Annotated in this window: 26 protein-coding genes; 9 read left to right on the forward strand and 17 right to left on the reverse strand. The window is 70.2% G+C overall.

Annotation, left to right across the window (positions count from 1 at the left end):
* Positions 1–7: 7 nt before the first annotated feature.
* The 10 genes from ACZ5XS_RS29030 to abc-f form a co-directional block, all read right to left on the reverse strand.
* Entirely contained in the window at positions 8–979 is a 972-nt protein-coding gene (locus ACZ5XS_RS29030; RefSeq protein WP_468656180.1) for an endo alpha-1,4 polygalactosaminidase, read from the reverse strand.
* On the reverse strand, positions 976–1638 hold the full coding sequence (locus ACZ5XS_RS29035; protein WP_468656182.1) for a spherulation-specific family 4 protein: 663 nt from the start codon (positions 1636–1638) through the stop codon (positions 976–978). The genes ACZ5XS_RS29030 and ACZ5XS_RS29035 overlap by 4 nt, the downstream gene beginning before the upstream one ends.
* On the reverse strand, positions 1635–2528 hold the full coding sequence (locus ACZ5XS_RS29040; protein ID WP_468656184.1) for an NAD-dependent epimerase/dehydratase family protein: 894 nt from the start codon (positions 2526–2528) through the stop codon (positions 1635–1637). The genes ACZ5XS_RS29035 and ACZ5XS_RS29040 overlap by 4 nt, the downstream gene beginning before the upstream one ends.
* Positions 2529–2536: 8 nt before the next feature.
* Entirely contained in the window at positions 2537–3250 is a 714-nt protein-coding gene (locus tag ACZ5XS_RS29045) for a sugar phosphate nucleotidyltransferase (RefSeq protein WP_468656186.1), read from the reverse strand.
* A 52-nt stretch (positions 3251–3302) separates the two neighbouring features.
* On the reverse strand, positions 3303–4304 hold the full coding sequence (locus tag ACZ5XS_RS29050) for a GDP-mannose 4,6-dehydratase (protein ID WP_468656188.1): 1002 nt from the start codon (positions 4302–4304) through the stop codon (positions 3303–3305).
* Between the two features lie 58 nt (positions 4305–4362).
* Entirely contained in the window at positions 4363–5781 is a 1419-nt protein-coding gene (locus ACZ5XS_RS29055; protein WP_468656190.1) for a hypothetical protein, read from the reverse strand.
* Complete coding sequence (gene pelF, locus ACZ5XS_RS29060) at positions 5778–7295, reverse strand: GT4 family glycosyltransferase PelF (protein ID WP_468656192.1); 1518 nt, start codon at positions 7293–7295, stop codon at positions 5778–5780. Before pelF ends, ACZ5XS_RS29055 begins: the two co-directional genes overlap by 4 nt.
* A gap of 98 nt (positions 7296–7393) precedes the next feature.
* Positions 7394–9526 carry a hypothetical protein gene (locus ACZ5XS_RS29065; protein WP_468656194.1) on the reverse strand — a complete coding sequence of 711 codons (2133 nt, stop codon included), beginning with the start codon at positions 9524–9526 and terminating at the stop codon, positions 7394–7396.
* A gap of 420 nt (positions 9527–9946) precedes the next feature.
* Positions 9947–10474, reverse strand: a complete 528-nt coding sequence (locus ACZ5XS_RS29070; protein WP_468656196.1) for a hypothetical protein — start codon at positions 10472–10474, stop codon at positions 9947–9949.
* Between the two features lie 795 nt (positions 10475–11269).
* Positions 11270–12946 carry a ribosomal protection-like ABC-F family protein gene (abc-f, locus tag ACZ5XS_RS29075; protein WP_468656198.1) on the reverse strand — a complete coding sequence of 559 codons (1677 nt, stop codon included), beginning with the start codon at positions 12944–12946 and terminating at the stop codon, positions 11270–11272.
* Positions 12947–13192: 246 nt separating this feature from the next.
* Between abc-f and ACZ5XS_RS29080 the strand changes: the two genes are divergently transcribed.
* A complete protein-coding gene (locus ACZ5XS_RS29080; RefSeq protein WP_468656200.1) occupies positions 13193–13465 on the forward strand; it encodes a hypothetical protein in 273 nt (90 codons plus the stop codon).
* 179 nt (positions 13466–13644) lie between these two features.
* Positions 13645–14061, forward strand: coding sequence for an ATP-binding protein (locus ACZ5XS_RS29085; RefSeq protein WP_468656202.1), 417 nt, complete (start codon positions 13645–13647; stop codon positions 14059–14061).
* A 231-nt stretch (positions 14062–14292) separates the two neighbouring features.
* Here ACZ5XS_RS29085 and ACZ5XS_RS29090 read toward each other — a convergent pair whose 3' ends face one another.
* Positions 14293–15084, reverse strand: coding sequence for a restriction endonuclease (locus tag ACZ5XS_RS29090; protein WP_468656204.1), 792 nt, complete (start codon positions 15082–15084; stop codon positions 14293–14295).
* A gap of 175 nt (positions 15085–15259) precedes the next feature.
* Positions 15260–16507: an MFS transporter gene (locus tag ACZ5XS_RS29095; RefSeq protein ID WP_468656206.1), complete on the reverse strand. Its 1248-nt coding sequence runs from the start codon at positions 16505–16507 to the stop codon at positions 15260–15262.
* 123 nt (positions 16508–16630) lie between these two features.
* Here ACZ5XS_RS29095 and ACZ5XS_RS29100 point away from each other — a divergent pair, with 123 nt between their 5' ends.
* Positions 16631–17581: a LysR family transcriptional regulator gene (locus tag ACZ5XS_RS29100; RefSeq protein ID WP_468656208.1), complete on the forward strand. Its 951-nt coding sequence runs from the start codon at positions 16631–16633 to the stop codon at positions 17579–17581.
* Between the two features lie 428 nt (positions 17582–18009).
* On the opposite strand, the gene ACZ5XS_RS29105 is transcribed toward ACZ5XS_RS29100, so the two are convergent.
* Complete coding sequence (locus ACZ5XS_RS29105; RefSeq protein WP_383872484.1) at positions 18010–18231, reverse strand: hypothetical protein; 222 nt, start codon at positions 18229–18231, stop codon at positions 18010–18012.
* A gap of 183 nt (positions 18232–18414) precedes the next feature.
* Between ACZ5XS_RS29105 and ACZ5XS_RS29110 the strand changes: the two genes are divergently transcribed.
* The 3 genes from ACZ5XS_RS29110 (at position 18415) to ACZ5XS_RS29120 (ending at position 20091) form a co-directional block, all read left to right on the forward strand.
* Positions 18415–18810: a GNAT family N-acetyltransferase gene (locus ACZ5XS_RS29110; RefSeq protein ID WP_468656210.1), complete on the forward strand. Its 396-nt coding sequence runs from the start codon at positions 18415–18417 to the stop codon at positions 18808–18810.
* Positions 18811–19096: 286 nt separating this feature from the next.
* Positions 19097–19465, forward strand: coding sequence for a DUF3592 domain-containing protein (locus tag ACZ5XS_RS29115; RefSeq protein WP_468656212.1), 369 nt, complete (start codon positions 19097–19099; stop codon positions 19463–19465).
* Between the two features lie 272 nt (positions 19466–19737).
* Entirely contained in the window at positions 19738–20091 is a 354-nt protein-coding gene (locus ACZ5XS_RS29120; RefSeq protein ID WP_468656214.1) for a hypothetical protein, read from the forward strand.
* 18 nt (positions 20092–20109) lie between these two features.
* Here ACZ5XS_RS29120 and ACZ5XS_RS29125 read toward each other — a convergent pair whose 3' ends face one another.
* Complete coding sequence (locus ACZ5XS_RS29125) at positions 20110–20679, reverse strand: TetR/AcrR family transcriptional regulator (protein ID WP_468656216.1); 570 nt, start codon at positions 20677–20679, stop codon at positions 20110–20112.
* A gap of 203 nt (positions 20680–20882) precedes the next feature.
* On the opposite strand from ACZ5XS_RS29125, the gene ACZ5XS_RS29130 reads away from it, so the two are divergent.
* The 3 genes from ACZ5XS_RS29130 (at position 20883) to ACZ5XS_RS29140 (ending at position 24003) form a co-directional block, all read left to right on the forward strand.
* Positions 20883–21149, forward strand: a complete 267-nt coding sequence (locus ACZ5XS_RS29130; protein ID WP_468656218.1) for a hypothetical protein — start codon at positions 20883–20885, stop codon at positions 21147–21149.
* 326 nt (positions 21150–21475) lie between these two features.
* Positions 21476–23161 (forward strand): ribonuclease J, encoded by a 1686-nt coding sequence (locus ACZ5XS_RS29135; RefSeq protein ID WP_217238428.1) that lies wholly within the window; start codon positions 21476–21478, stop codon positions 23159–23161.
* Positions 23162–23274: 113 nt separating this feature from the next.
* The gene (locus ACZ5XS_RS29140) at positions 23275–24003 is read left to right on the forward strand and encodes a polyamine aminopropyltransferase (protein WP_468656220.1); all 729 of its coding nucleotides are present in this window, start codon (positions 23275–23277) and stop codon (positions 24001–24003) included.
* 89 nt (positions 24004–24092) lie between these two features.
* Here ACZ5XS_RS29140 and ACZ5XS_RS29145 read toward each other — a convergent pair whose 3' ends face one another.
* From ACZ5XS_RS29145 to ACZ5XS_RS29155, 3 genes are all read right to left on the reverse strand, one after another.
* Positions 24093–24365 carry a DUF5133 domain-containing protein gene (locus tag ACZ5XS_RS29145; RefSeq protein ID WP_468656222.1) on the reverse strand — a complete coding sequence of 91 codons (273 nt, stop codon included), beginning with the start codon at positions 24363–24365 and terminating at the stop codon, positions 24093–24095.
* A 246-nt stretch (positions 24366–24611) separates the two neighbouring features.
* Entirely contained in the window at positions 24612–24770 is a 159-nt protein-coding gene (locus tag ACZ5XS_RS29150; protein WP_468656224.1) for a hypothetical protein, read from the reverse strand.
* Between the two features lie 399 nt (positions 24771–25169).
* A complete protein-coding gene (locus ACZ5XS_RS29155; protein ID WP_468656226.1) occupies positions 25170–26681 on the reverse strand; it encodes an MFS transporter in 1512 nt (503 codons plus the stop codon).
* Positions 26682–26985 lie beyond the last annotated feature (304 nt).

Genomic DNA, 26985 nt, shown 5'->3' on the forward strand with positions numbered 1-26985 from the left:
GGCTCGCTCAGCAGGGTTTCCGCCACACCCCGAGTTCCGGTTCCTTCACCATCGACGACAGGTTCAGCCGTCGGGACTCCGGGCAGAAGCTGCTCCTCGGTTCCGTGTACTCCACGTGGAACACCGCCTTGCCGGCCGCGATGAACGGGGTGAGCTCCGCGCACTCGTCGTACTGTGCGCACTCCTCGTTGACCGCGAAGTCGAAGTGGGACAGGAGCTGGGGGATCTGCGGCAGGTCGTTCTTGAGCCCCACCGACAGTCCGCGTTCGTGGGCGATGGCCGCGATCATGCGGTTGTATCTGAGCTGGTCGCGCGCGGTGAGCGGGAAGCCGGTGTCGTTGCCGTAGCCCTCCACCAGGTCGGGCTCGACCGCGTCGAAGCCCTTGTCGCGGCACATGTCGAAGCGTCGTTCCATGAGGGGACGCAGGACGGAGACCTGCCGGATGTCCAGCCACCGTTCGCCCGACCAGCCGTTGGGCTCACCGAGCACCGAACGCGGAAAGGCGCCCTGGTCGGGTCGGAAATCCTCCCAGGCACCGACATTGATGTAGCAGATGACCTTGCGGCCGTCCCGGTGCAGTCGGGCCACGTCCGCCGCCGAGTTCTCGAAGCCGTCGATGTCGTACACGGGCACGTCGGCCGAGGGACTGGCCTTTCCGTCCAGTTGCCACTGCCAGGCCAGCCCGGGCCGGGGTTTCCACAGGGCCTTGGCAGGGCTTGCCGAAGTGCCGCGCCCGGGACGGGCTTTGTCGGCAGGGGAAGTGGACGAAGACGGGGAAGGGGAGGAGGAAGCCCTCGGTGTGGGCGGTTCCCCGCTGCCAGGCGTCGCGGCCGCGGTGGTCGTGCGCGGGGGAGCGGACGTCGTACCGTGCGCGTCGGCAGGCCGTTCCGCGCCGCCGGAACAGCCCGCCAGCGCCGACGCCGCCAGAGCCGCGAGAGCCGCCAGTAGCGTCGCGAAGGCCGGCCGCTTGTTCCTCATCGTTCCGTCCCGGTCAGGGCGGGCGTCAACTCGGCCCAGGGGTTGGGAGGTTGCCCGGTCACGGGCCCGCAGACCGCCGCACCGCGCTCGTGCGCCGTGCGTACGGCGAGCGGTACGAGCGCCTCGGGCACGCCGTAGACGAGGTGGCACAGCTCCTCGGGCGGATGCCGCGCGGTCCACGCCGGTCTGCTGAACGCCGACACGTACGTCGACCAGTGGCCCTCGAAGGTGACGGTCAGGTCGGCGAGGCGGGCGTATCCGGGCGCCGGATGAACCCCGGGGTTGATGACGACCGTCCCGGCACCGAGCCGGCGTACCGTCCGGACCAGGCGGCGACAGGCCGGCAGTCCCTCCGGCGTCGCGGTCACCTGGTCGAGGAAGCAGCCGTCGGCCGCGTACCACTCCTGGTGCCGGCGCACGTCGGCGGCGATCTCGGCGCTGTCACGCATCCCGTAGTCGGTGTCGACGTAGCCGAGCAGCCGTGCCCCTGCCGTGCGCAGCGCCTCGGCCGCCGCGGTGAACGCGGGATCGGGGCCGTTTCCCGGACCGTTCGCGGGGTTGAGGACGACGCCGTACGTGCGGGTCGCGGCCGTGATCAGACGGTGCCAGGCACCCGGGTCCTCGGCCGGGTGGACATACAGCGGAATCAGCAGGTTCACGGGGTGGCATCGCCTTCCCACAACGCGGCCAGCGCGTCGTCGAGGGTGTGGGCCGGACGCCAGCCCAGGGCCTTGTCGGCGGCGGTGATGTCGGAACACTGCCACGACACGTCGGCCGAGCGGGCCGAGCCGGTGGTGGTCTCCTCGATCCGCCCACGGAACCCGGCCTTGTCGGCCAGCCCACGCACCAGGTCGCGCACCGGGACCGCCCGGCCTCCACTGATGTTGAGCACGGGCGGCAGTGGAGCGGGAGCCGTGACCGCGTACGCCGCCGCCCGCGCCACATCACGTACGTCGACGAAGTCGCGGTACGCGGACAGGTCGCCGAGCCGCAGCACCGCGTCCGGATCGGGGCCGGCCGCGCGCAGCAGTCCGGCGATCCGGCCGGGCAGCCCGGTGGGCGGTGCCCCGGGCCCCACCGGGTTGCCGACCCGCAGCACCACCGCGTCCAGGCCCGAGGCGGTCACGGCGGCCGTGCCCGCCAGCTTGGTCGCTCCGTAGGGGCCGACCGGGTGGGTGGCCGCCGTCTCCGTCACGCGGACGTCGGGGACTCCGGGGCCGTACTCGGCGGCCGAGCCCAGATGGATCAGACGCGCCGCGGGTGCCGCGGCCCGCAGCGCGGCGCACAGCACCGCGGGGCCGCGGGCGTTGACCTCCGCGAGGGTCACCGCGTCGCCGCCGGTCGCGCCCGCACAGTTGATCACGGTGTCGGGTGCGGCCGCCTCGACGGTCTTCGCCAGCCGCTCCGGGCGGACGGTGGCGAGGTCGACGGGGAACTCGGCCGTGGGCGAGCGGCCGCCGCCGAGGACCAGCGCGCCCGGCAGGGTGCGCAGCCGCTCGACGACGTGACTGCCAAGGTAGCCGGTGTGGCCCAGGACGAGAATGCGCATGTCGGTGTTCAGGCTCCCTTGAGCAGAAGCGACTTGCGGGTGGTGAACTCCGCGTTGGCCCGGTCATAGTCGTCCGGGCGCCCGATGTCCAGCCAGTACCCGTCGAAGTCATAGGCGTGCGGCGGGCTCTGCGCGGCCAGCAGGTCGAGGACCAACTCGTCGAAACCGAGCGGCAGTCCGGGCGTGTAGCCGTCGAGCGTCGAGCGGGACAGACCGTAGACGCCCATGGAGACGCGGTAGTCGATGCTCGGCTTCTCGGTGAAGGCGACGACCCTGTCCGCGTCGGTGGTCAGCACCCCGAAGTCGATGTGTACCTTCCGGGCGTACGTGGCGATGGTCAGCGAGGCGCCCGACTCCCCGTGCCGGCGCAGGACGTCGGCGTAGTCGAGGTCGGTCAGGATGTCGCCGTTCATGACCAGGAACGTCTCGGGCAGCCGGTCGCGCAGGGTGAGCAGCGGGCCCATGGTGCCCAGCGGGCTCTCCTCGGTGGCGTAGTCGATGCTCATGCCCCACTGGGAGCCGTCGCCGACGTACGCACGGATGATCTCGCCCAAGTGGCCGATGGCGATGGTGCAGCGGGTGAAGCCGGCCGTGGAGAGCTGTCGCAGCACGATCTCCAGGATGGCGTGCTGATCGCCTATGGGCACGAGCGGCTTCGGCAGCGCCGTGGTGTACGGCCGGAGCCGGACGCCCTTGCCTCCCGCCAGGATCACAACGTGCATGGGAACTCCTCCTTCATCGATGTGCGGGGCTGTACGGGAAGTGCCGGGCGGGTCAGATGTTGTAGATGCCGGTCTTGTACCGGGCGAGGTTGGCCGGGTCGCGGAAGAACTCGACGGTGTGGGCGAGGCCCTGCTCCAGGGTGTGGGCGGGCTGCCAGCCGGTGGCGGCGGCGAGCCGGCTCGCGTCCGCCACCAGCCGCATCACCTCGGAGTTGGCCGGGCGGATACGTGCGGTGTCCTCGCGGACGTCGAGGGCGGTGTCCATCACCTTGCCGATCAGCGCGACGAGGTCGCCGACGGAGATCTCCCCGCCGGTGCCGGCGTTGAAGGTGCGGCCCACGACCTGCTCGGCGGGCCCGGTGCCCACGGCCAGGAACGCCTGGGCGGTGTCCTTGACGAAGGTGAAGTCGCGGGTGGGACGCAGGTCGCCGAGGGTGATGGTGCGTTCCCCGGCCGCCACCTGGCCGATGACGGTGGGGATGACCGCGCGCATCGACTGGCGCGGCCCGAAGGTGTTGAAGGGGCGCAGCGTCACCACCGGGGTGTCGAAGCTGGCGTGGTAGCTGTCGGCCAGCCGGTCCCCGCCCGCCTTCGAAGCGGCATAGGGGGACTGCGTGTTGATGGGGTGGTCCTCGGTGATCGGTACCGTCTGCGCGGTGCCGTACGTCTCACTGGTGGAGGTGTGCACCAGCCGGGGGGTGCCGAGGGCACGCACCGCCTCCAGCACGTTGAGCGTGCCGGTGACGTTGGTGTCCACGTAGCTGTGCGGTGCCTGGTAGGAGTACGGGATCGCGATCAGGGCGGCCAGATGGTAGGCGGTGTCGGCGCCTTCGAGCAGGCCACGGACCGAGCCGGGGTCGCGCACGTCGCCGAGGACGATCTCCACCTGGTCGAGGACGTCCGGATGCAGGGTCTCCAGCCAGCCGTAGGAGGAGAAGGAGTTGTACTGGGCCATGGCCCTGACCCGGTGTCCGGAGGCGACCAGCGCCTCGGTGAGGTGGGAGCCGATGAAACCCTCGGCTCCGGTGACTGCGGCGAGCGGTGCGGAGGTCAACTCAGGGTCCTTCCGGTTGGTTGGGCAGGCGGGGAGAGCGAGGGGTCGGCCGGTGAGGTCAGGCGTGCGGGGCGGGACGTCCGAGGGACCACAGCGTGCAGGCCGACAGACACAGGGCGGCCGCGCCGCACACCAGGGGCAGTGCGGCCGAGCCCGGTGGCAGGTCCAGCACGGTGACCGCCCCGGCGCCGCCCGCTGCCGCGAGACAGATCGCGGCCGACGGCCAGGCGGCTCCGAACGCCTGGAGCAGCAGGGCGGTCCACAGGGTGGCCGCGAGCAGCAGCAGCGTGGCCGGATCGGCGCCGGTGAGCAGGGCCGCGGGCAGCAGCGGCGCGAGGTAGGCGAGCAGGCAGAGACCGAGGATGCCGGCCGAGCGGAGCAGGAACCCGGTGGGCGTGGCGGTGGCGCGCAGCGCGGCGACCGACAGCCCGCGGTAGCGGTACAGCAGCCACTCCGCCGGCCCCATGCTCACCGTCAGCACGATCACCGCGTACGGCTCCTGCCGTCCCTCCAACAGCACCAGCACACCGGCGGCCAGCCCGAACAGACCGTAGGGCAGGGACCAGAGCAGGCGCGGGCGGGCGGCGGCGGACGCGGCCGGGACCGCGCGGGCGGCCCACAGGGTCCGGCCGGTGACGGCGAGCGTGGCGAGCAGCGCCAGCAGGGGCAGCGCGACCCGCAGCAGGGTGCCGGGCTCCCACCACGGCAGGACGGCGGCACCGGCGATCAGTGGGCTGAGCGCGGCCAGCAGCAGCCGTTCCCGGCCCAGCACCAGCAGGATGCCCGCCGCCGCCAGGTACGCCGACTGTCCGGCCGCCGCCAGCGTCACCGGGCCGCCCCCGGCGGGCAGCGCCGCGATCGCCGTAGCCACCGCCGCCCCCACCGGCGCACCGACCAGGAGCGTACGGCCGGCCTCGCGCCGCCCGGTCGCCAGTCGCAGGTGGGCGCGGTGGCCGAGTGCCTGCCCCCAGGCCCAGGAGACGAGTCCCGCAACGATCAGGGCCGAGGCGTTCGCCGAGGCGTTCCACAGCGGTGAGGTCAGCAGATAGGCGAGTCCCGGGAGCGCGAACAGCACACCCCGCAGGAGACAGCGCACGGTGTCCGGGCGCCACGGGTCGGCCGGCGGCGCGGGCTCGGGGAAGGTCCGCGGCACCCGCTCGTACAGCGCGGAGGCGAGCGAGAACAGGTTCGGGTGGCCGTACCGCTCCTTGATCAGGGATGCGGACAGACCCTCGGCCTCCAGCAGTGCGGCCACTTCGTAGGGGTGGACGGCGGGGCCGACACGGTCGGCGAGTTCGGCGGCGAGTTCGCTGACCGCCTCCTCGTCCGGACCGTGCCGGGGTAACCGGATGGCGAGTGTGGCGCTGTCGTCGAGCGCCCAGCGCGGGCGGCGGCGCGGCGGGCGCGTCTCGGCCAGCCGGAGCGTCAGCGTTTCGTGTTCGGCGCCGCCGGGTTCGAGGGATATCGGCCCGCTCATCCGGTCAGGCTCCCCGTGGCCACGGGCGTGAGCGGTGGCGCCGCGGGCGCCGGTACCGGCGCCGACCGCCGTCCGAGTGTGGGCAGTTCCCGGTAGATGGACCGGAACGTGTCGATGGTCTGGCGCAGCGTGAACTGCTCGATCACCCGTAGCCGCGCCGCCTCGCCCATCATCCTGCGTCGTCCGGGATCGCCCAGCAGCTGCAGTGCGGCGGAGGCCATCGCCGCCGGATCGCGGGGCGGCACCACGAGACCGGTGTCGCCGACGGCCTCCCGCACCCCGCCCACGTCGGTGGAGACGGTCGCCCGCCCGCACGACATGGCCTCGATGAGGGTGAAGGGGAAGCCCTCACTGATGCTGGAGAGCATCACGACGTTGCCGGCCGCATACGCGTCCTTGATGTCGTCGACGCGACCCTCGAAGGTGACGGCGTCCGCGTGTCCGAGCTCGGCGGCCAGCGCCTCGCAGCGTTCTCGGTAGGCCTCGCCGCCGCGTGGGGTGCCGCCGAACAGCCGCAGGCGCGCGTCGGGGAGCCGGTCCCTGACGAGGGCGAAGGCCCGTATGAGGGTTTCCAGGTCCTTGATGGGGTCGACGCGGCCCGCCCAGCTGAGGGTGAGCCGGTCCGGTTCGGGGCCGGCCGGCGGGAACGCGGCGGGGTCCACGCCGTTGTAGACCGTGCGGATCGACTCCGGGTCGGCACCGCCCTGTTCCTCCCACAGCCGGTTGTAACGGTTGCCCGGGGTGATCAGGGCGGCCCGGCGGTAGGTCTCCTCCGCCAGCAGCCGGAAGAAGCCGAGGACGACGGCCTTCACCGGCCAGCGGTAGGGAGCGGTGCGGTAGCCGAGATAGCGCTCGCGCAGATAGACGCCGTGCTCGGTCAACAGCAGCGGGACGCCGTGCTGTTCGAGCGCGGCGAGGCCCGGCAGTGCGGCGACGCCGCCGCTGACCGCGTGCGCGACCCCGTTCTCGGGCAGCGGTGCGGCCAGGGGGCGCAGGGCGTGTTCCAGCAGCGCGGTCGCGGTGAGCGCGTCGTGGAGGGTCGGACCGGCCTCGCGTACGGCCAGACCCCGTCGGTTCCACACGGCCGTCAGCAGGGCGATCGCGCGGTCGCCGCGCAGGAACGGGCTCAGCGCCCCGTCCGCGGCGGCCCGGGCCATCGCGTAGAGAGCGGGGGCGAACTCGTCCTCGGCGCAGGGATCGAGCAGGGCGGTCAGGAACCGCTCGTAGGCGGCGGCGAGTTGGTTGCGGGCACGGCCCCGGGGCGGGCGGCCCTCGGGCGGGTCGCCCCACATCGGGACGGACAGCACGCGCGAGACGTGCGCGGGCAGATCCCACACCACGGGCTCGCGGCCGGTGCCGGTGACGGCGATGACGTCGAAGTCGAGGTCGGGCATGCCCTGGACGAGCTGGTCGCACCAGACGCTCACGCCGCCGTGACTGTGGGGGTAGGTGCCTTCGGTGAGCAGGGTGACGCGCGTTGCGCTGGGGCGTCGCGCGCCGTGGGGAACGTGCATGGATGTGCTCCACGGGGCCGAGGTGTGGGCTCTTCGTGCCGGTCCCGGCCGCACAAGGGCGGCCGGGACCTCGATCGGTCCTTGGGTCGGTGTCCCGTTCAGTCGCCCGCGGTGTGCGGGACCTGCTCGGTCACGCCGACGGGAACGCGGGTGTCCGGTGCGGGATCCGTGGCCGGGGCGGCGGGATCGGAGGAGACGGCGGCCGGTGCCGGGGTGGACGCCGGCAGGGTGAGGTCGAGTGGGGCGCCCGCGGAGGGCGCCCAGCCGGACACCTGGCCCGCGTACGCCGTGCCGAAGGCGGAGCCGGCCAGCGTGGTGCCGGTGGGCAGGGTCGCCGTCACGGCCACCGCGTCCGGTGCCTCGACCGTCACCGTGTCACCGATGCGGTAGGCGGTCACCTGGCCGGCCTGCAGGGCGGTCTGCCAGGCGGCTCTGCGCTGCAGCTCGGTGCCGATGTCCTTCATCCGCAGGTTGACCACGGGGGTGTTGTCCGCGAACAGGGCGTTGTAGCCGTCGAGGACGCCGCTCAGCACGGGGTAGGCGATGCGCTCCTCGGCCAGGTTCGACTGGTGGATGAAGTGCGGCTTCGGGTCGTTGGACAGGACGTGTCCGAGAGCGATGCGCTTCTCCACCGGCACGATCTGGTCGGCGTAGCCGGTGGTGGTGTCCAGCGGTGCGGCGAGGCAGGTGGTGGTGGCCGGGTTGTCCTCGCAGATGCCACTGCCGCCCTGGGCGCGGCTGGTGTAGATCCAGTTGTACTCGTCGACCTGCTCGGCCGCCTTGCCCGCGTTGTAGAAGACGTTCATCGGGTAGCGGGGGACGGTCGTGGCCGGGCCGACCTGACGCTGGCCGGGTTCACGGGAGTTGTCCGAGCCGAGCCAGGAGATGTCGTTGTCGTCGAGGGCGAGCGCCAGGTTGGGGTTGTCCTCGGGCTGTTGCGGAAGAACCTTCATGCCGGAGTGCTCGCCGGTGACCAGCTCGGCGTTCTCCAGGGGAAGGCCGGCCGTCTGCCCCCACACGCGGTTGGTGGCGATCTCGTCGGAGATCTCCGTGCGGCTGACCCACCGGGTGCTGCCGTCGGTGTTCGTGGCGCACTTCCAGGGCACCGTCGCGGTGTCCTGCACGCAGCCGAGGAAGAGGTGCGAGTAGGTGTGGTTGATCCAGCGGAACTCGCCCCGTTCCGCGATCAGCTTGTCGGCGAGCGCGTCGACTCCGTTGTTGGCCTCGCGCTGGTCGGCGCTGCCGGCGCCGTTGTAGGCGAAGTCGAGGGTGAAGTCGCGGCTGTCCTGCCAGGCAGTGGCGTGGTCGACGTCCGCGGCCGTCATGCGGATCGGGTCTCCCGTGGCGTTCGGGTCGGTGCAGTCGACGTCGCCGGGCGTGCAGTTGAGCTCGGTGCTCCAGCGGTCGTCGGCGGCGAACACGTCGTCCACGTGCACGGCGAAGTAGTTGCGGGAGGCGCCGAGATGGATGCCGCCGGTCATCCACTCCACGATGCCGCGGGCCAGCAGCCGGAACTGCTGCTGGTACTGGTTGTAGACGAAGGTGACGACGAGCTCGCGCCGTCCGTCGTGCCGGTACTCGCCCACCAGCGAGCCTCGCGTCGACTTTCCGGGGATCGCCGCGTCGACGTAGGGGGTGAAGTCGGCGCCTGGCACGGGTGTCGACAGGTAGGCGTAACTCTCTCCGACGGCGGGGTCGTTGTCCTCGAAGGGCACCGCGCCGTCGAGGTAGTCGAAGGGGCCCGACTTCCCGGCGGCGGTCACCTCCGCCTGCACGCCGTCGACGCCACCGGAGTAGCCGCCGTAGACCGGATACTGCAAACCGGCTTCCGGACGTGCGTAGGTGTAGGCGTCGACCTGGGGAATGTCGTAGGTCTGCTCGTACGCGGCCAGCGCCGCCATCTCCGCGGAACCGGCCCCGAACGGGTTGTCGTTGGGCAGGACGACGGCCTGGAACTTGGCGCGCGGCCGGCCGTCGACGGTGTCCGCGAGGAAGGCGGCGTCGATCACGGGCCGGCCGGACTGCGTGAGATCGATCTCGGTGTACGGCGTCCCGGCCGCGGTCAGTTCGGCTGCGATCGCGTCGGTGGACGGCCCCCCGTCGCTCACCACCAGCACCCGCAGGTCGACGCGGGGTGTGATCGTGTCGGCCTGGGCCGCGCCGGCCGGCAGGCCCAGCGCGGTGATCAGCGCACCGACCGTGAGCACGGCGGTGCGTATGGTCCGCTTCATGCGGTGAAGTCCCCTCCCCGGGCAGGGGTGAGCACAGCTCCCATGGAGAGCGGACTGACCCCCTTGCGCGACGCCGGCGTCCCCCTCAGAAACCAGTCGTCGACGCATCCGTCCCGTCAATAGTGAGGTCTGTGTGTAGCTTTAGTGGTCATGTTGCGAAACATGACGGAAAAATGCAGGTGGCCAATAGGGCAGAGGTGAAGCCGAGTTGAGTCGTCCGGTGACGCCTCGGGGGTGGCCGGAGGCCCGGACCCGAGGGCCCCGAAGGCCCGTCGCGCTGGTCCGGGCCCTGTGCGCCGCGCCGGCGGGCCGCCGGGCCCGCCGGTGCGGAGTGCCAGTGGTTCAGACCACTGTGCGTGCCTGGTCGAAGAGCGTTTTCAGGTCACCCTCGGCACGGCCGTCGACGCACTCGACGGGCCGTCAGGCGCACAGCACTCGCGTCTCGGGCGTGTAGACCGGCCCACCGCTGGTGTTCGTGCTGTCGCTGAACTCGGCGTAGAAGTACGAGTAGAAGCCGATGTTGCCGTTGCAGCCGGAGTCGGCGGCGACCTGGAGCGTCAGGGTGACGGTACGGCTCTGGCCGGGCGGGACGGTGGCGCCGTAGTTGCCGCCGAGGTTGGCGGGACCGGTCCCGGAGCAGGGGGTGGAGCCGGCGGCCGTGGCCAGGCTGCACCCGGTGAAGCCGTACTTCAGGTCGGGGCGCTGAGTGGTCAGCCACGTCGGTTCGATCGTCTGGTACATGAACCAGACGTCGTAGGTCTTGTTGTTGGTGATCGTCATCGACAGGTTCACCGTACCGCCGGGCGTGGTGGTCGCACTGTCGGTGGCGAACGTCAGCTCGGCCGGTGCCGGGTCGGCCGCGCTCGCGCTGGGGGCCAGGCCGAACGTGGCAAGAGCCAGAGCGAGGGCGGTACCGAGGCCGAGGCGTCTCATCAGGAGTGATCGCATGGCCGGGAGGCTAGGCATGCGGCGAATGCACCGTCTGCCCCGGCAGGAGGGCGGGCGACGCCACCCGGCTGGAAGTGCGCGTTGCGTGAAGATCGTGTGGCGAAGTCGTGCGGTCATCGGTGTGCCCGCATCGGCGCACGTGGGGAGGGTGCGGCAGCGGCGGTTCAGGGAGGCCGGTGAGACCGGACGGTCCTGTGGTGCCCGTTGATGATATTGGCGCGTACCGGATCCGTCGGCCGCCTCCGTGACCGATGCACGGCGCAAAGCCTCTCGGCCATCCCGACACATTCCGGCCGGTCCCAGGCCACCTCCCGCTCGCCCTCGCTGACGGCCGACGCCGACCCCCAGTTGCTTGACGAGACGCCACAGTGACGTCACCTCCACCCGGGCCCGGTGGCCGCGGGCCCGGCGGTGCGGGTGGAAGGACTCCGCCGGGCTGTCGCCCGGGCGGGGAGGTTTCCGGGCGATGCGGCGGCTCATCGCCTGCAGCAGTCGACATGCGTTGTGGAAGTCGCCCCGCCACAGCTAGGCGGTGCCTTCACAGGCCGGACGATAGGCGGTATCGGCTTTCATGCGGCCGTCCGCGCCGATGACCCGGCTGGGAGGCGGTGGCGCGCTTGGGCACCCAGGTACTCCCCCTGATCGAACGTGCAGGGGCACGAAGAGCACTTCGGCGAGGAGCGGGGCAACCACCAGTGCTGCAACACGTGTCGATTCAGGGCAGGTTGGACCACCGCTCCCGCGCCGAAGCGCGAGAGGAGAAGTCGTCCGGCGGCTGCTGCGTACCTGTCGGTGTCAGTCGAGCACGCCTCCGGCGAACGGCATCGTCTGCCTGCGGCCGCCGCGCAGTTCCAGCCGCTCCCCAGGGAAGCGCTCGCGGAAGCCGCGATCGTGCGACACCGCGACCACCGCACCCGGGTATGCCGCGAGCGCCGCCTCCAGGTCCTCGACCAGGTCGAGCGCGACGTGGTTCGTCGGTTCGTCGAGTACGAGAAGGTCCACGGGCCTGGTCACCAGCCTCGCGAACTGCAACCGCCGTTGCTGCCCGGCGGACAACGCCGTGACCGGGACGTGCAGATCCTCCTCACGGAACAGCCCCAGCGCCAGCAGCTGATCGGCGTACTCCTCCGGCAGCCCTGGCTGCCCGGCCGCGAAGGCGGCGAGCAGCGGAAGACGCGTGGAGCGCGCGGGCAGCTCCTGCGCCAGGTACCCGATCCGAGCCGGACGGCGTACGGTGCCCGCGTCCGGCTCCAGGTCGCCCGCCAGGACCCGCAGCAGTGTCGTCTTGCCCGCCCCGTTCTCGCCCGTGACCAGCAGCCGCTGCCCGGGCGCGATCGCCAGCAGCCCGTCCAGACACAGTTGCTCTCCGACGCTCACGCCGTCGAGTTCGGCAAGCGGACGCTCGACGGACTGCGTGCCGCCCGACGCCGACAGCGCCGCCGTGAACCGCAGCGGTTCGGGCGGCGCCGCCACCGGGTTGCGCCGCAGGTGGGCCAACCGCTCCCGGACCGACCGCACTTGCCCGCCGAGCTTTGCCTCATGCGATCGGCGGTGCTTGCCGAAGCCCTGCCGCGGGTCCCTGCCGGTCGTGGCCAGCCTCTTCCCGGCGGCCTCGAGCAGCTCCTCGGTACGGGCCACCGTCTCCAGCCAGTCCGCGTGTTCCTGCTCCGCCCGGCGTCGGGCGGCAGCCTTCGCGGCGCGGTAGCCGGTCCAGCCATCGCCGTACCGGTGCACCGTGCGCGCATCCCGGTCGACCTCGAGGATCGTGGTGGCGATGCGCTCCAGGAAGCCGCGGTCGTGGGTGACCGCGACGACGGTGCCCCGGTGCGCGCGCAGGTGCTCCTCGAGCCAGCGCACGGCCGCCGCGTCGAGATGGTTCGTCGGCTCGTCGAGGAGCAGCAGCTCGGGGGCGGCGGCCAGTACGCAGGCGAGCGCGAGCCGTGACTGCTCGCCGCCGGAGAGCGAGCCGAGCACGCGGTCGCGGGTGATCCCGGCGAGCCCGAGCCCGTGCATGGCGGCTTCCACGCGGGTGTCCGCCTCGTATCCGCCCCGTTCCTCGTACGCGTTCAGCAGCTCGCCGTACGCGGTGAGTTCCTCTTCCGACGCCTCGCCGAGGCGCTCCTCCGCCATCCGCAACCGGCGCTCCATGCCGCGAAGTTCGGCCAGGGCCAGGTCGACAGCGTCCTGAACGGTGCAGTGCGGGTCGAGGTCGAGGGTCTGGGCGAGGTGGCCGGTGCCGCCGGGGAAGTTGACGGTGATCTCCCCGGCGTCCGGAACCTCGGCTGCGGCGAGCAGCCGCAGCAAGGTGGACTTGCCGGAGCCGTTCTCGCCGATGACGGCGGCCTTCTCGCCGGGGCGGACGGTGAAGGAAACCTGGTCGAGGACGGTCCGGGTGCCGTAGGACTTGGTCACGTCCTTGACGGACAGCTGCGCAATGGCAGCGGGCACAGCGGTATGGGCGCGTTCGCGCATGTCACTTTCCCTGGGAATGCGAAGGGTCTACGGGCAGCAGAAACGGCGGCGTCGGCCGTGCCCGGACTCAGAGAAAGTAGTAGAAGACCATGCCGCCATCATACAAGACGATGCGTATCGTCTCTACTCGTGCGGGTCACGAAGCCCGCGATGCACCGGCATAACGCCGGACTGGCCCGCCCGCGATTGTCCCGGCCCCTCTTCGCCATCAGGTTCCACGTGCGTCTTCACCCTGGTGATCCCGAGATGCAGTCGGTCGACGATCTCCTTGTTGGACAGGACCGCACTGAGCGGGCCGAGTACCTCGCGCTCGCGCGGGATGACGGCCGGCACGGGGAGGCGAACACGGACACGCGGGCCGAGACGAACGCGAGCTCCGCGGCCATGGATCGGCGGTCCCTGCTCGATGGTGCGGCCGCCCTGGGCCTGGCCGGCGCCGCCTTCGGTACCACCGCCCAAGCGGTCGGCGCTCCGCCCAGGACCGCGAGCCGCACGGGGATCCAGCCGAGCGGCACCTGACGGCTGAGCCGCCCTGAGGAGGCTGTTGACGTCATGGATAAGGACGACAAGCACGGGCAGCGAGACTGCGTCGATCCGTGAGGATCGAGGGCTGACCGCTTGAGTGCCTGTGACCGCGAGAGAGGGGTACACGGGGTGTGTACGTATCGGCGTGGACCGGCAGGGAGAGGAGCACGGGGGTGGCTGTCAAAGCGATGGGTTGGGCGCATTCGTTTCCCATGTCTGGTGGTGTGCGCGCCGGACGGCAATGGACGCGAACGCAGTTGGCTTCCCTGCCATGGACCGCTGCTGAGCCGGAGACGGTGGATGCTGTCGTCCTGGCCGTGTCCGAACTGATCACCAATGCTCACGTCCACGCGCACAGCGACGCGCATTTGGTCCTTACCTGGGATGGCGACTGCCTCCATGTGAGCGTTCATGACGAGGACCCGACACTGCCGAGGCAGCGTCACCCGCAGGCGGGCGAGGTGTCCGGTCGCGGAGTGGGGATCGTGCGGATGCTCGCTGACGGATATGAGATGAAGTGCCAGCGGCACGGCAAGACGGTGACGGCGTGCTTCCGCCCGGCAAGCGCCGAACGGTCGGACGGCAGCTGAGCAGGCTTCAGGCTTCCCGGCAATTGAGGCCGCGTCCCAGGCCCCCTGCCTCCGTTCGATCAGGACGTCGTCACGACCTCCCGATTCTGCCCCGCCCGGCGGGAGTCTCCGACCTGCTGTGACGCTTCCTGGCCGGCGTGCTGAGCGCGGTCGTTGTGCCCGTCGGGTCTGTCGCCGCCCGGTACCCGGTGGGTTTGTCGCCGCCCGGCGCGCGGACATCGCCGCCGGCCGTCAGTCCACCACCCCTTCGGCCTGCGCGTCCCACGGCGTTGGACCGATGCCGGCGTCCCACGCCCACAACGCCTGCCCGTCCCAGCACACGATCCCGCACTGTTCGGCGTACTCGGCCGCCGGAGCGGTGAAGCCGCTCGTGGTGACGACGACGGCGACGTCGGCCTCATGGATGGTGAAGCACGTGCCGCCGAAGCGCTGCAGGTCCTCGGAGCCGACCCGATGCGTGTCGCCGTAGCGCTTGCACTGGATGACGACGCGGCGTCCGTCCGGCGCGACGGCCAGGATGTCCGCGCCGAGATCACCTGCCCCGCCCACGAGTTCGACGTGCGAGCAGCCGTCCCGCTCGCACAGGGCGGCTATCGCCTCCTCGAACTCCTCCGGGTCGAGGGCGTCATGGGCGGCCGCGGCGCCGCGTGGGAGGACGACCGTCTCGTCACCCTCCACGCCGACGGCAGCGGACCGTGCGCCCGTCCCCGTGGCGGACGACGTCTCCAGCACGGCGACCGCCATACCTGCCCCCTCGTCGAGTGCTGCTGCGGCCCGCCGCGCCACCCTAGAAACGGACAGGCGACGCCGCCGGTGCCAAAGGGACATGGCGACCGCGACACCGACGACGCCCAACACGAGCGCCCAGGCGGGGCGACGCTCGACGGCACCGGCCACCGCGCGTGCCGAGAGGCCCACAGCGATCACCACGAGAGCGAGAAGGCCGAAGAAGGCTGCTGTCCGACGGAGGTCGAACGGGCGGCGACGGTTCGCGGACCGGAACGGGCGTATGGACGTTGCCACGGCAGTGCATCCCCCCACAGAGATCGACATGAAGATCACTCCCGCCGTCTTCCCAAGATCACGCACTTCTCACTCCGCTCACCAACTGCGCCCCTTGGCCGGGTGCCGCGCCACCACGCCGTGGTAGGTGGAGGGTCCAGCGCATGGCAACCGCGGGAGCGGTCGGGAAGGTGAGTCATACGAACCGGACGTCTTCGGCCGACGTGGCGGGCTCGGGGGCGGACACATGCATCCGTCTGGGCAGCAAGAGCGGGGTGGCGAGCAGGAGGACGCCGGACAGGGTGATCGCGGCGAGCGGGCTGGTGAGGGTGGCGAGAATGCCCCAGATCACCATCAGGGCGGCTTGGAGGAGTTTGCCGACGGCACTCCATGTACTGAGAATCTGGGCGGTGAGATGCGGGGGAGTCCGTTGCAGGCGTTCTGTCGCGTAGATCGGGTTGAAGATGCCCATGCAGGTGATGAGCAGGCCCTCGACGATGATCACGGTGAGGAGTCCGGGGACGCCGGGACCGACGAACGCGAGACCGAGCGGGAAGATCGAGCGCGACCAGCCGGAGACGATCATGACCCGGTGGCGGCCGTAGCGGGTCACGAGAGGTGAGGAGAGGCGGGCGCCCACGAAGCCGCCGAGCGCCGGGATACCGAAGGCGAGACCGTACTGCCAGGGCGGGAAGTGGTACTGGCCCAGCAGGAGGACGGACAGGAGCGGGACGGTGGCCATGATGAGGCCGCCGACCAGGATCGAGTTGAGGAACAGGCGCCTCAGCGCGGGGTCGCGGAAGATGAACCGCCAGCCGCCAAGAAGGTCACCTCCTCGCAGCCGGGTGGCCCGGTCGCGGGGTGCCGCGACGTCGCCTCCGCGGATGCGGAGGACCCCGAGCGCGGACAGCAGGTAGCTGAGTGCGTCGGCCATGACAGTGATGACCGGGCCGAGCACCCCTATGAGTGCACCGCCGAGGGGCGGGCCCGCCGCGGTCGCCACCCAGCTCGTGCCCTCCAATCTCCCGTTCGCCACCATGAGGTGATCGCTGTGGACGAGATACTTCAGATAGGCGCCGGATGCGGCGGTGAAGGCGATACCGGCGGTCCCGGAGACGACCGAGACGACCAGCAGTTGGCCGTATGAAAGCAAGCCGAGGACGTACGCGATCGGGACGCTTGCCATCGCGACGAACCGGATCAGGTCCATCGCGATCATCACAGGACGCTTGGCCCGCTGCTCGACCCACGGCCCGAGTGACAACGCGACAATCGCCGCGACGGCAAGCCCGGCTGCCTCCAGGAGCGACACCGCGAATGCCGACGAGTGCAGCACGCCCACCGCGATCAGCGGGAAGGCGCCGAAGGCGATCCACGTACCGTATGTACTGACGGCGTAGGCCGACCACAGCCGGCGGAAACTCCGCCCCAACTGCACGCGCATGCGACTCCCTCGGGACAACCGGTGTTTGGGTCTCCGCATCACACAGGCCGCACCATCGCGGGATCAAACAACCGACTCCCGGGCGAGCCACAACCATCGGTTGGGCACGCTTATGCTGGATCCATGGATACCGAGGCGGTGCGATCGTTCGTCCGCGCGGCCGAGCTGGGGCAGCTGCGGCATGCGGCCGACGAACTCGGCGTCACGCAACAGGCCGTCTCGAAGCGGATCGCATCCCTTGAGCGCGAACTCGACGTCCGGTTGTTCACCCGCACCGCCCGAGGGGTTGAACTGACACTCGACGGCCAGGCCTTCCTCCCGCACGCCCGGAACATCGTCACGGGTGTCGAACGCGCCATCACCGCGATCAGACCGGGTTCGCGAGCCCTACGGATCGACGTTCTCGGCCTGCGATCCGCGCAGGCCGTCGTCCTGCACGACTACTGGCGGTCGCACCCTGAAACGGACCTCGACGTGGTGACTCTCAGGGCCAACGACCCGCGCGTGGCGGTCGCCGCAGTCCAGGCAGGCGATATCGACGCCTCGTTCCGCTCGGTCACCGATCCGGCCACACTGCCGCGCGACGTGCAAATGGTCCACGCGTTCGACTCCCCGCTGGAACTCCTCGTCGGCCCGAGACACCCGCTCGCGTCCGCACGGACACTGACACCATCCCAGCTGCGTCGGCACCGGATCTGGGTGCCGGGTATCGCGCCGAGAAGCGAATGGGCGGACTTCTACGATCAGCTCGTCACCGCCTTCGACCTGCGCATTGACGCCGCGGGCCCGAACTTCGGCAACGAGGTCCTCCTCGACGTCCTCGCCGACTCCGCGGACGTGGCAACCCTCGTAGGCTCGCGCGACCGGTACATCTGGCCGACGAACCACGACCTACGCCGCATCCCGATCGTGAATCCGACGCTCGCATACCCGCTCTCGCTCATCCTCCCCCGAGCGAATCCGCATCCAGGACTCCGGGCCCTCATCAACCACTTCGCAAGCCTGGCACCGCTCCCCGAGGCAGCCTGGCTCCCCTCCTGGGCAATGACACGACGCCGCAGCGGAACACCGTAGTCCTCGCCGTCAGCGGATGGTGCCGATCCCGTGTCGCCGGCCGCTGCCCGCCGCGCCAGTACGTCGTATCCGACGAACGTGAACATGCGCCTTCCCGACATCGGCGGCTGAGGCCGGCCCGTGAAACGGTGGACTCCGACGCCGACCCCGGCGTCCGGCTCGGACAGCCACTCCCTGGTGAAGCCACGCTCCTCAAGCCGGCGGCAGATCTGTGGGAACAGGTCCGGCTGCTCGCGATGGCGAGTCCACACCAGCACCCCGCCCCTCGCGCACAGTTGGGTACAGAAGCCGACGACGCGCTCCGTCACCGACCACGACCTCGACCTGATCCAGGCCAAGACCTGACCGGAGGCGTGGCGGTAGGGCTGGGACCCATTGCTCTCTCATGGCGAGGCGAGGCGAGGCGTTCAGGCGGGTGCGTCCGGTTGTCAGACCTCGTGCGGGGCGAAGAGCTCCAGATGACCGCAGGACGGGCATCGGTAGGCGTCGATCTGGTACCGAGGGCGGCCCCAGCGCTTGGCTCCTCCGAAGAGCCCACGCTCCAGCGGCCCGGGTATCCAGCGTGTGTACCCATTGGAGTGGTCGCCGCCGTCTTCGACGAAGCCGGCCTGAAGGTCAACACCCTGGCATTGCGTGCACTTGATCTCCATGGCCGCACTGTAATAGCCGGTGACCCGGGTCTACCCGAGGGAGCCGTTCGGGCGATGCCGGCGCCGACGAGAGCGGCCGGTACCAGCGAGCAGTGCCGCGTGGCCCGCCGCGGCGATGCGCCCGCCTGCCACCGCCCAATCGCCCGCGGCCCCCAACTCGCCTCGGGACAATACGATTGACGCGTGACGATCAAGTACGAGTGGCGGGGCGACTTCGACAATGCCGCCCTCAACGCACTCCACGCTGCCGGCTTCGGCCACGCGGTCGCTCAGACGGACTGGAGAGAACGACTGCAACGCCACAGCCTCGGCTGGGTCTGTGCGTGGGAGGACGGCTCTCTGATCGGCTTCGTCAACGTCGTATGGGACGGTGGCGTGCATGCCTTCATCCTCGACACCGTGGTCGCCCAGCATTGCCGGGGGAGAGGAGTCGGCGCCACGCTTGTCGCGACGGCGGCCCGCGAATCCCGTGCCGCACAGTGTGAATGGCTGCACGTCGACTTCGAAGAGCACCTGCGTTCGTTCTACTTCGATGCCTGCGGCTTCAACGAGACGACAGCGGGCCTGATTGCTCTGTGATGCGCGACCTCGCCGTCACGATCAGGACGGCCTTCATCGCTTTACGTACGAGCTGTGAACGCGGACAGTCGGGTTTTGGCAGGCGGGGTCCGACGGTGGTAGGAGGCGGCGACCTGGGGACTTGGGGACCTGGGTGTCTGGGATAGCGTCCCTCTCACTCCGGACAAGTGAGAGGTACATCGTGCGGGTTGAGGTACGTGGGCGGAGTGGTGCCCGCCGGTGGATTGCCTTCGGGCTGATCGCGTTCGGAGCGCTGTTCTTGGTCGTCGGGGTGATCCTGGCAGGGGTGTCGGTGTCGTTCCTGGCGGACGCGGAGCGTGCCCGGGGCACGGTGGTGGCGCTGGAGTGGCGAAACGATCACGACGGCGCATCCCGCAAGAAGCGGGAGAACGACAAGCCCGCGGCGTACCCGGTGGTCGAGTTCACGTCGGCGGACGGTACGCAGAGGACGTTCCGGAGCTCGACGGGTTCCAATCCTCCCTCGTACGAGGAGGGCGAGCGGGTCGAGGTGCTGTACCGCGCCGATGACCCCGGGGATGCGCGGATCAAGGGATTCGCCTCGCTGTGGCTGCTGCCGCTGATCTTCGGTGGGATCGGGCTGGTGATGGCGGGAGTCGGGACAGCCGTTGCGATGGCGAGCCGGGGGCGTTCCTAGACCGCGTGTCCCGGCCGAGGTCACGTCGACCATCGGTCCTTGGGAGGGCAAGGTCACGCCGTCTACTCCGGGTGCTTTGAGCTCAGAGTTCCGCCTGCTCCGGCGGACTGCTTCGCAGTTGTGGGGAAAGAGGCTGTGGCAGGTTGATGTGATGGGCGGTTGAGCTGCCGATGCGGCCTTCCGTGTGGTGTGGGCCTGGTTCTGCAACCGGGCTGTGCGCGGACCGAGTCTCGGTATGCAGAACCGCAAACCCCTCACGCGAGGAGATCCTTGTGACTGCCACAGTCTTCGAGTCCGGCACTTTCGAGCCCGCCGCGGCGCAGGCCTCCTTCGACCCGTACTCCTGTGACCAGCCCGGTACCCCGTACTGGGAGACGGCTTTGCAGTCCACGGAGGACGACTACCTGCTGCCGCCCCCGAATCCCGCCCAGCGCCTCGGCATCGCGGTCGGCCCGCGTGACCGAAGGCGGCTGGACCTGCACGCCGCCCTCACCGCGGCCGGCGTCCCGCCCCAGTTCGCGGACCGGGAAGCCATCGACCAGCTCAGCGCCCTGCCCGACAGCATCAACACCACCATCCAGCGCTGGATCCACCACACCACACAGGCCTGGTCCGCCACCCATTAGGCCAGGCACCGCAACGGTTCAGCGCACGCCTGCTGCGTCGAGCAGGGTGGCCACCGTGGGTGCGATGAGCCCTGTCAGCTTGTCGGCTCCGATCCCCGCACGGGCACTGGCGCCGTCGAAGACCAGGCTGAGCTGTCGGGCCAGCAGGTCGGGATCGCCTGCCCCGCCCTGTTCGGCCTCGGCACGGAAGAACGCCGTCAGATTGCCCTTGATCCGGTGGGCCACCTGGCTCGCCGGGTGGCCCTGATCCTTCAGTTCGACCTGAACAGCGAGGTACCGGCAGCCTCGGTACTCGGGAGCGCCCGCCTGCGACTCCACCTGCTCGAAGACGTGCAGGATCCGCCGGCGGGGCGAGCGGCCATCGTCCGCCGGGGGCAGGAGGGTCGCCACGAAGGCGGAGGCGCGCTCCTCCAGGCTCGCTGCCAGCAGTTCGTCCTTGCTCTCGAACAGCTGGTACATGGAGCGCTTGGACACCCCCGCCGCCTTGCACAGTGCCTCGACGCCGATGCCCACACCCTCTCGATAGGTGAGGGTGGCCGCCGCCTCCAGCAGCCGCTCTCTGGTATTTCGCTTCACTTCGGTGGTCATACCGCGAGGTTAACTCGACGGGGACGGCATGAAAGCGATCGGTTTTCGCGGTGTGCCGGGGCGGTTTCCGGTGTTCCAGCCGCCGGAGACTCCTCCCCGACCGGGCAGGCCCGGTGTGCCGGGGATGCCGGCAGGACAGGTCCGGATGCTGCGACTGCCTGCGACGGTCGGTGATTGTCAGTGGCGGATGCGAGCCTGAAGGCATGGATGAGCTGGAGTTCATGCGCGGTCGCGTCTATGGCGCCGACCATGACGACGCCGGGCCCCGCCCCGGCCGCGTCTACGTGGAACTGATCGGGGGGCCGCTCGACGGTCTGCTCCTGGACGTCACAGAGAGATCGGACAGCGAGCTGCGCGGGGGCGTGGCGCTGCCCACGGAGATAGGGGCCTGCGGGCCGGGCGGCCGCGCCCTGTACGCCCCTCGTGCTGCGGATGGCACGCACTTCGACTGGCGCGGCGACATGCCCTGAAACCGGCGCGGCGACACTCCTGACACTTCAGTGGCGACACACTTTGACCATGGTCGGCGGGCCCTGACCATGCAGGTTCAGCACGTCGGAAGGGGCTCGCTCCGAAAGCAGGGGGCGGCCGAACCGCGGGTACTGCGCAGGACGGTTCGCTCCGGGACTCCGGGTGAGGCTCGGCTGCGGCAGGCGGAATCACCCGCTGCGGCCGTCCCGCCGCCGGTGTGGACCGGGTGTTCCTGGGCACTCGCCGCCCGTGGCTCCGGCCGTCGGGACGAGAGAACGGCCGGGGCAATGGATCACTCCGCGAAACTCTCCGGTAGCGTCAAGGTATGAGTCATCCACACCCAGAGCTAACCGCCGCCCCACCTCTGCCCAAGGGAGGGCTGCGGGTCGTCGCGCTGGGCGGCCTTGGTGAGATCGGCCGCAACATGACCGTCTTCGAGTACGCCGGAAAGCTGCTCGTCGTCGACTGTGGCGTGCTGTTCCCCGAGGAGAACCAGCCCGGCGTGGACGTCATCCTCCCGGACTTCACCTCGATCCGGGAGCGCCTGGACGACATCGTCGCCGTGGTGCTCACCCACGGACACGAGGATCACATCGGGGGCGTGCCGTATCTGCTGCGCGAGCGCTCCGACATTCCCGTCGTCGGTTCCAAGCTGACGCTGGCGTTCCTGGAGGCCAAGCTCAAGGAACACGGCATCCGGCCGCGCACGGTGCGGGTACGTGAGGGCGAGCGGCGCGGGTTCGGGCCCTTCGAGTGCGAGTTCGTCGCGGTCAACCACTCGATCCCGGACGGTCTCGCGGTCGCGATCCGCACCGGTGCCGGCATGGTGCTGCACACCGGCGACTTCAAGATGGACCAGTTCCCACTGGACGACCGCATCACCGACCTGCGCGCCTTCGCCCGCCTCGGCGAGGAGGGCGTCGACCTCTTCCTCACCGACTCCACCAACGCCGAGGTTCCCGGCTTCACCACCTCCGAGCGCGAACTGAACCCCGCGATCGAACAGGTGATGCGGACCGCCCCGCGCCGGGTGATCGTCTCCAGCTTCGCCAGCCATGTGCACCGCATCCAGCAGGTCCTGGACGCCGCGCACCAGCACGGCCGCAAGGTCGCCTTCGTCGGCCGCTCCATGGTCCGCAACATGGGCATCGCCCGCGACCTCGGCTATCTGAAGGTGCCCTCGGGCCTGGTCGTGAGCACCAAGGAAATGGAGAAGCTCCCCGACCACAAGATCACTCTGGTGTGCACCGGATCCCAGGGCGAGCCCATGGCGGCTCTCTCCCGGATGGCCAACCGCGACCACGTGATCCGCATCGGCAAGGGCGACACCGTCCTGCTCGCCAGCTCCCTCATCCCGGGCAACGAGAACGCCATCTACCGGGTGATCAACGGGCTGACCCGCTGGGGCGCCAACGTCGTCCACAAGGGCAACGCCAAGGTGCACGTGTCCGGACACGCCAGCGCCGGGGAACTCGTCTACTGCTACAACATCGTCAAACCCCGCAACGTCATGCCCGTACACGGCGAGTGGCGCCACCTGCGGGCCAACGGTGACCTCGCCATCCGTACCGGCGTCGACCCCGAGCGGGTCGTCATCGCCGAGGACGGCGTCGTCGTCGACCTCGTCGACGGCCGCGCCAAGATCACCGGCAAGGTGCCCGCAGGCAACGTCTACGTGGACGGCATGGAAGTCGGTGGCGCCACCGAGGCGTCCTTGAAGGACCGGCTCACCCTCGCGGAGGAGGGCGTGGTCACCGTGGTGGCCATCGTCGACGCCGACACCGGTGCCCTTGCCGAGACTCCCGACTTCCTGGCCCGCGGCTTCGTCCATGACGACACCACCTTCGAGCCTGTCATCCCCGTGATCGAGAAAACGCTGGCGACCGCCGCCCAGGAGGGCGTGGGGGACGCGCACCAGCTCGAACAGCTCATCGCCCGCGCCGTGGCGAACTGGGCGTTCCGCACCTACCGCCGCAAGCCCCTCATCATCCCCGTCATCATCGACGCCTGACCGGGCCGCCTTCCCGTCCCTGCCCGGCCGACGGCAGGGACGGTTTCGCGCCTGCGTCCAACCCGCGCAGAGCGACGTTCCGGGCACCGACGGTGCCGCAGAAAGGTAGACGGATGAGCGCGCGTTTCCAGGAGATCGACTGGCGCCCGACAGCGATGGGCGACATCAGCCTGCGGCGCCGACGCGACCCGGCCTCTGGCACCGACGTGTACGAGGTGAAGCTCGGTGACGAATTCCTGATGTCCAGCCTCTTCACCGCCGGCGAGATCGCGCTTGCGGAAATCGGACTGGCGACATTGGCGGACGCCGAACTGGACGTCGCCGTCGGCGGACTCGGACTCGGGTACACCGCCGAGGCGGTGCTGGACGACCCCCGAGTGCGCTCACTGGCCGTGATCGAAACGCTCGCCGAAGTCATCGACTGGCATCAGCGGGGCCTGGTGCCCCTCGGCCCCCGGCTGACTTCGGACGTCCGCTGCCGCCTGGTTCAAGGCGACTTCTTCGCGATGGCGGCTGATGCGCGCGGTCTGGACCCGAAGGAGCCGGGCCGCCGCTTCCACGCCATCCTGCTGGACGTCGACCACTCGCCGCGCCATGTGCTCCACCCCCGCCACACGGCGCTCTACCAGCCCGCCGGGCTCCGCGCCCTCACCGAACACCTCCACCCCGACGGGGTCTTCGCCCTGTGGTCGAACGACCCACCGGACGAACAGTTCACCTCCGCGCTCACGGAGGTCTTCGCGCATGCAGCGGCCCATCTCGTCGACTTCGACAATCCTCTTCAGGGCGGCACGTCGAGCAACACGGTCTACGTCGCCAGGACAGGACCGGGACTGCCGTAGGCAGACGGTTCGCCACCTGGGAGGTCATCGACGCCGCCCCAGCGAGCGCCGACGAATGTGGCTTGCGGAGGTGGCACCGCAGTGACGGTTCAGCGGTGCTGGGGCTGCTGGCGTGTCATGGCGTCGGCCAGCTGTCGGCGGGCCACATACAGTGCCGTGTCCAGCTGACGGGTACCGGTGACCACGCACAGCGTGTACGTCGCGTCGTCAAGCTGGCGCGCGGTCTCCGCGCTGCCGCCGGCTGTCAGGCGCCGTTTGAGCGTCTCGCACCGTTCGACCAGCTCCCGCAGGAGCGAAGGATGCGCCATCACCATGGTGACCGCCTCCGTCCTCGCGTATCCGGACCATCGCTGTTCACCCATACGGTGGCAGCCAGCGGCGTCCGCCGCACCTCGAGGACTACGGGTTGCGCCCGGTCAGCATTCTGCTCAGGACTCATCGGTCCCCTCACTCGGACAGCAGGGCCGTCATCGCCGGGTGGTTGAGAAGGGGCGCTTCACCACCCCGCCGATCAGAGCGCCGGTGAGGCCGACGAGTAAGCAGGCGCGGAGGGCGGACGGTGGCTGGTGCCGGATGCGGGGGGACCACGGATCCCCGGCTGGGGCTGATCAGCCGTACGTCGTCGTGCCGGCGGACCCGGCGTTGCCGGGAAGGTAGGGGGTGTCCTCCCACGAGGTGGGCAGCAGACTGGTCAGGCCGGACAGGATGAGCAGGGGCGTCAGGGGGCCGGCCCGCGCGTAGGAGAGTTGGTCACGGATCGCGACCAACTGTGGCGCTCTCGCCGGTTGTTCGCTTCGCGCGCTTCGGTCGCGGAGGATCGAGTCGTCGGTGGTGCACACCCCCATGAACCCGCGCTTGGTCGTCCGCCGGAGTGCCGGGCTCCCGCGGCCCCGCGACCGCGCCCGAAGGGTCCAGGGCTGCCGTCGCGCCTCCTGGTCAGTCAGCCGGTCCGGGTCCGGAGGCGCGCCAGCTGCCGGTTTCAGCGACTGTCGTCGCAGGCGGGCGCCAATGGCGGAGTCCGGTGCCTGGGTAAACGGGCGCCAGTGTGAAGGCCCGGTGCCTGTGCAGGCGGGCGCCAACGTCACGGGCCCGGTGCTCGAAAGCACCGGGCCCGTTGCCCGCACCCTCCCCGTCCCCACAGGTGAGCGCGGGCCACCACATGCCGCTTACATGTGGACTGTGGGAGCTGCGTCCGCGTCGACCGCCGGGACGCCGCGCCGGTAGAGCAGCACCGTGATCAGTGCGCCGGCCGCGAAGAAGCCGGCCGACCACCAGTAGGCGGTGGAGTAGGACTCCAGTGCCGCCTGGGCCTGGTTGAGCTTGTCGACGGGGTCCTTGCCGACCAGGTAGGCGGTGGCTGCGCTGGCGGCGAGGGTGTTGAGCAGTGCCGTCCCGATGGAACCGCCGATCTGCTGCATGGTGTTGACGGAGGCGGACGCGACCCCGGAGTCCTCCGGGGCGACGCCGCTGGTGGCGAGGCTCATGCCCGGAGCCATGATCAGGCCGATGCCGAGGCCGGCGAACAGCAGCGGGCCAAGGATGTGGGCCGCGTACGTGCTGTCCATGTCGAGAGCGGTCAGCCAGACCAGGCCGACGGCTCCGAGGACCATGCCGAGCGGGACCACGATCTTCGGGCCGAAACGGGGGATCAGGAAGCTGGTGGACATGGTGGCGCTCACCATGAGGGCGCCGACCATCGGGAGGAAGGCCAGGCCCGTCTTGACGGCGGAGTAGCCGAGGCTGAGCTGCAGGTAGTAGGTGAGGAAGAGGAACACGCCGAACATTCCGGCACTGGAGATCAGCATGGCGATGAAGGACGCGCCACGGTTTCGGTCAAGGAGTACGCGCAGCGGCAGCAGCGGGTGCGAGGCCCGGGTCTGCCACCAGGTGAAGGCGGTCAGCAGCGCGGCGCCGACGGCGAGGAAGCCCCAGGACATCGCCGAGCTCCAGTCGTGGGACTCGGCGTTGGAGAAGCCGTAGACGATGCTGAAGAGGCCGGTGGTGACCAGGGCGGTACCGGGGAGGTCGAGCTTGGAGTTCCGGTCGCGAGCCGTGCTCTTGAGCAGCATCACACCGCCGACGAGGGCGAAGGCCGCGATGAAGAGGTTGACGTAGAGGGTCCAGCGCCAGTTCATGTACTCGGTGAGGACGCCGCCGAGCAGGAGGCCGACGGCCGCGCCGGAGCCGGCGATGGCGCCGTAGACGCCGAAGGCCCTGGCGCGTTCCTTCGGGTTGGTGAAGGTGGTGGTCAGCAGGGAGAGCGCGGCCGGGGCGAGCAGTGCGCCGAACAGGCCCTGGAGGGCACGGCCCGCGACGAGCATCTCGAAGTTGACGGCGGCGCCGGCCACGGCCGAGGCGGCCGCGAAGCCGCCCACGCCCACCAGGAAGGCGGGCTTGCGCCCGAAGAGGTCGGCTATCCGGCCCCCGAGCAGCAGCAGGCTGCCGAAGGCGAGCGAGTAGGCGGTGACGATCCAGGTCCGGTTGCCGTCGGAGAAGCCGAGGTCGGCCTGGGCGGACGGCAGGGCGATGTTCACGATGGTCGCGTCCAGCACGACCATCAGCTGGGCGAGCCCGATGACGGCGAGAATCCACCATCGATGGCGAGGCCCTGCCTCGTCGGCCTGGGCGCTGCTCTTTCCGAGCGGCACCGCCTCCGGCGCTGTGGCTGTCTGAGACATGGGGACGTACTCCAGTCGTAGATCAAAGAACGACGCGCGAAACGAAACCGTTTCGTTCATTTACGATAGGGGTCGCATGAGCGAAACGCAAGCGTTTCGCTCGGGGGGTGAGCAACGGGGCCTGGTTCCAGGCGGCTGATCCCCCGAGCGGATCGTCCGGCTCATCCGGGACTGGGGGAGCGGGAGCCTTCCACACTGATCGGGGCGCCGGCGAACGCCGAAGCCGGCACACCGTGTGGCTCGGGCTGTGCCGCGGCCGCCGAGGAGACGGTGCGGGAAGCGGTGAGGCGACGCGGGCTCGAAT

The organism is Streptomyces sp. NPDC033131, from assembly GCF_055578365.1.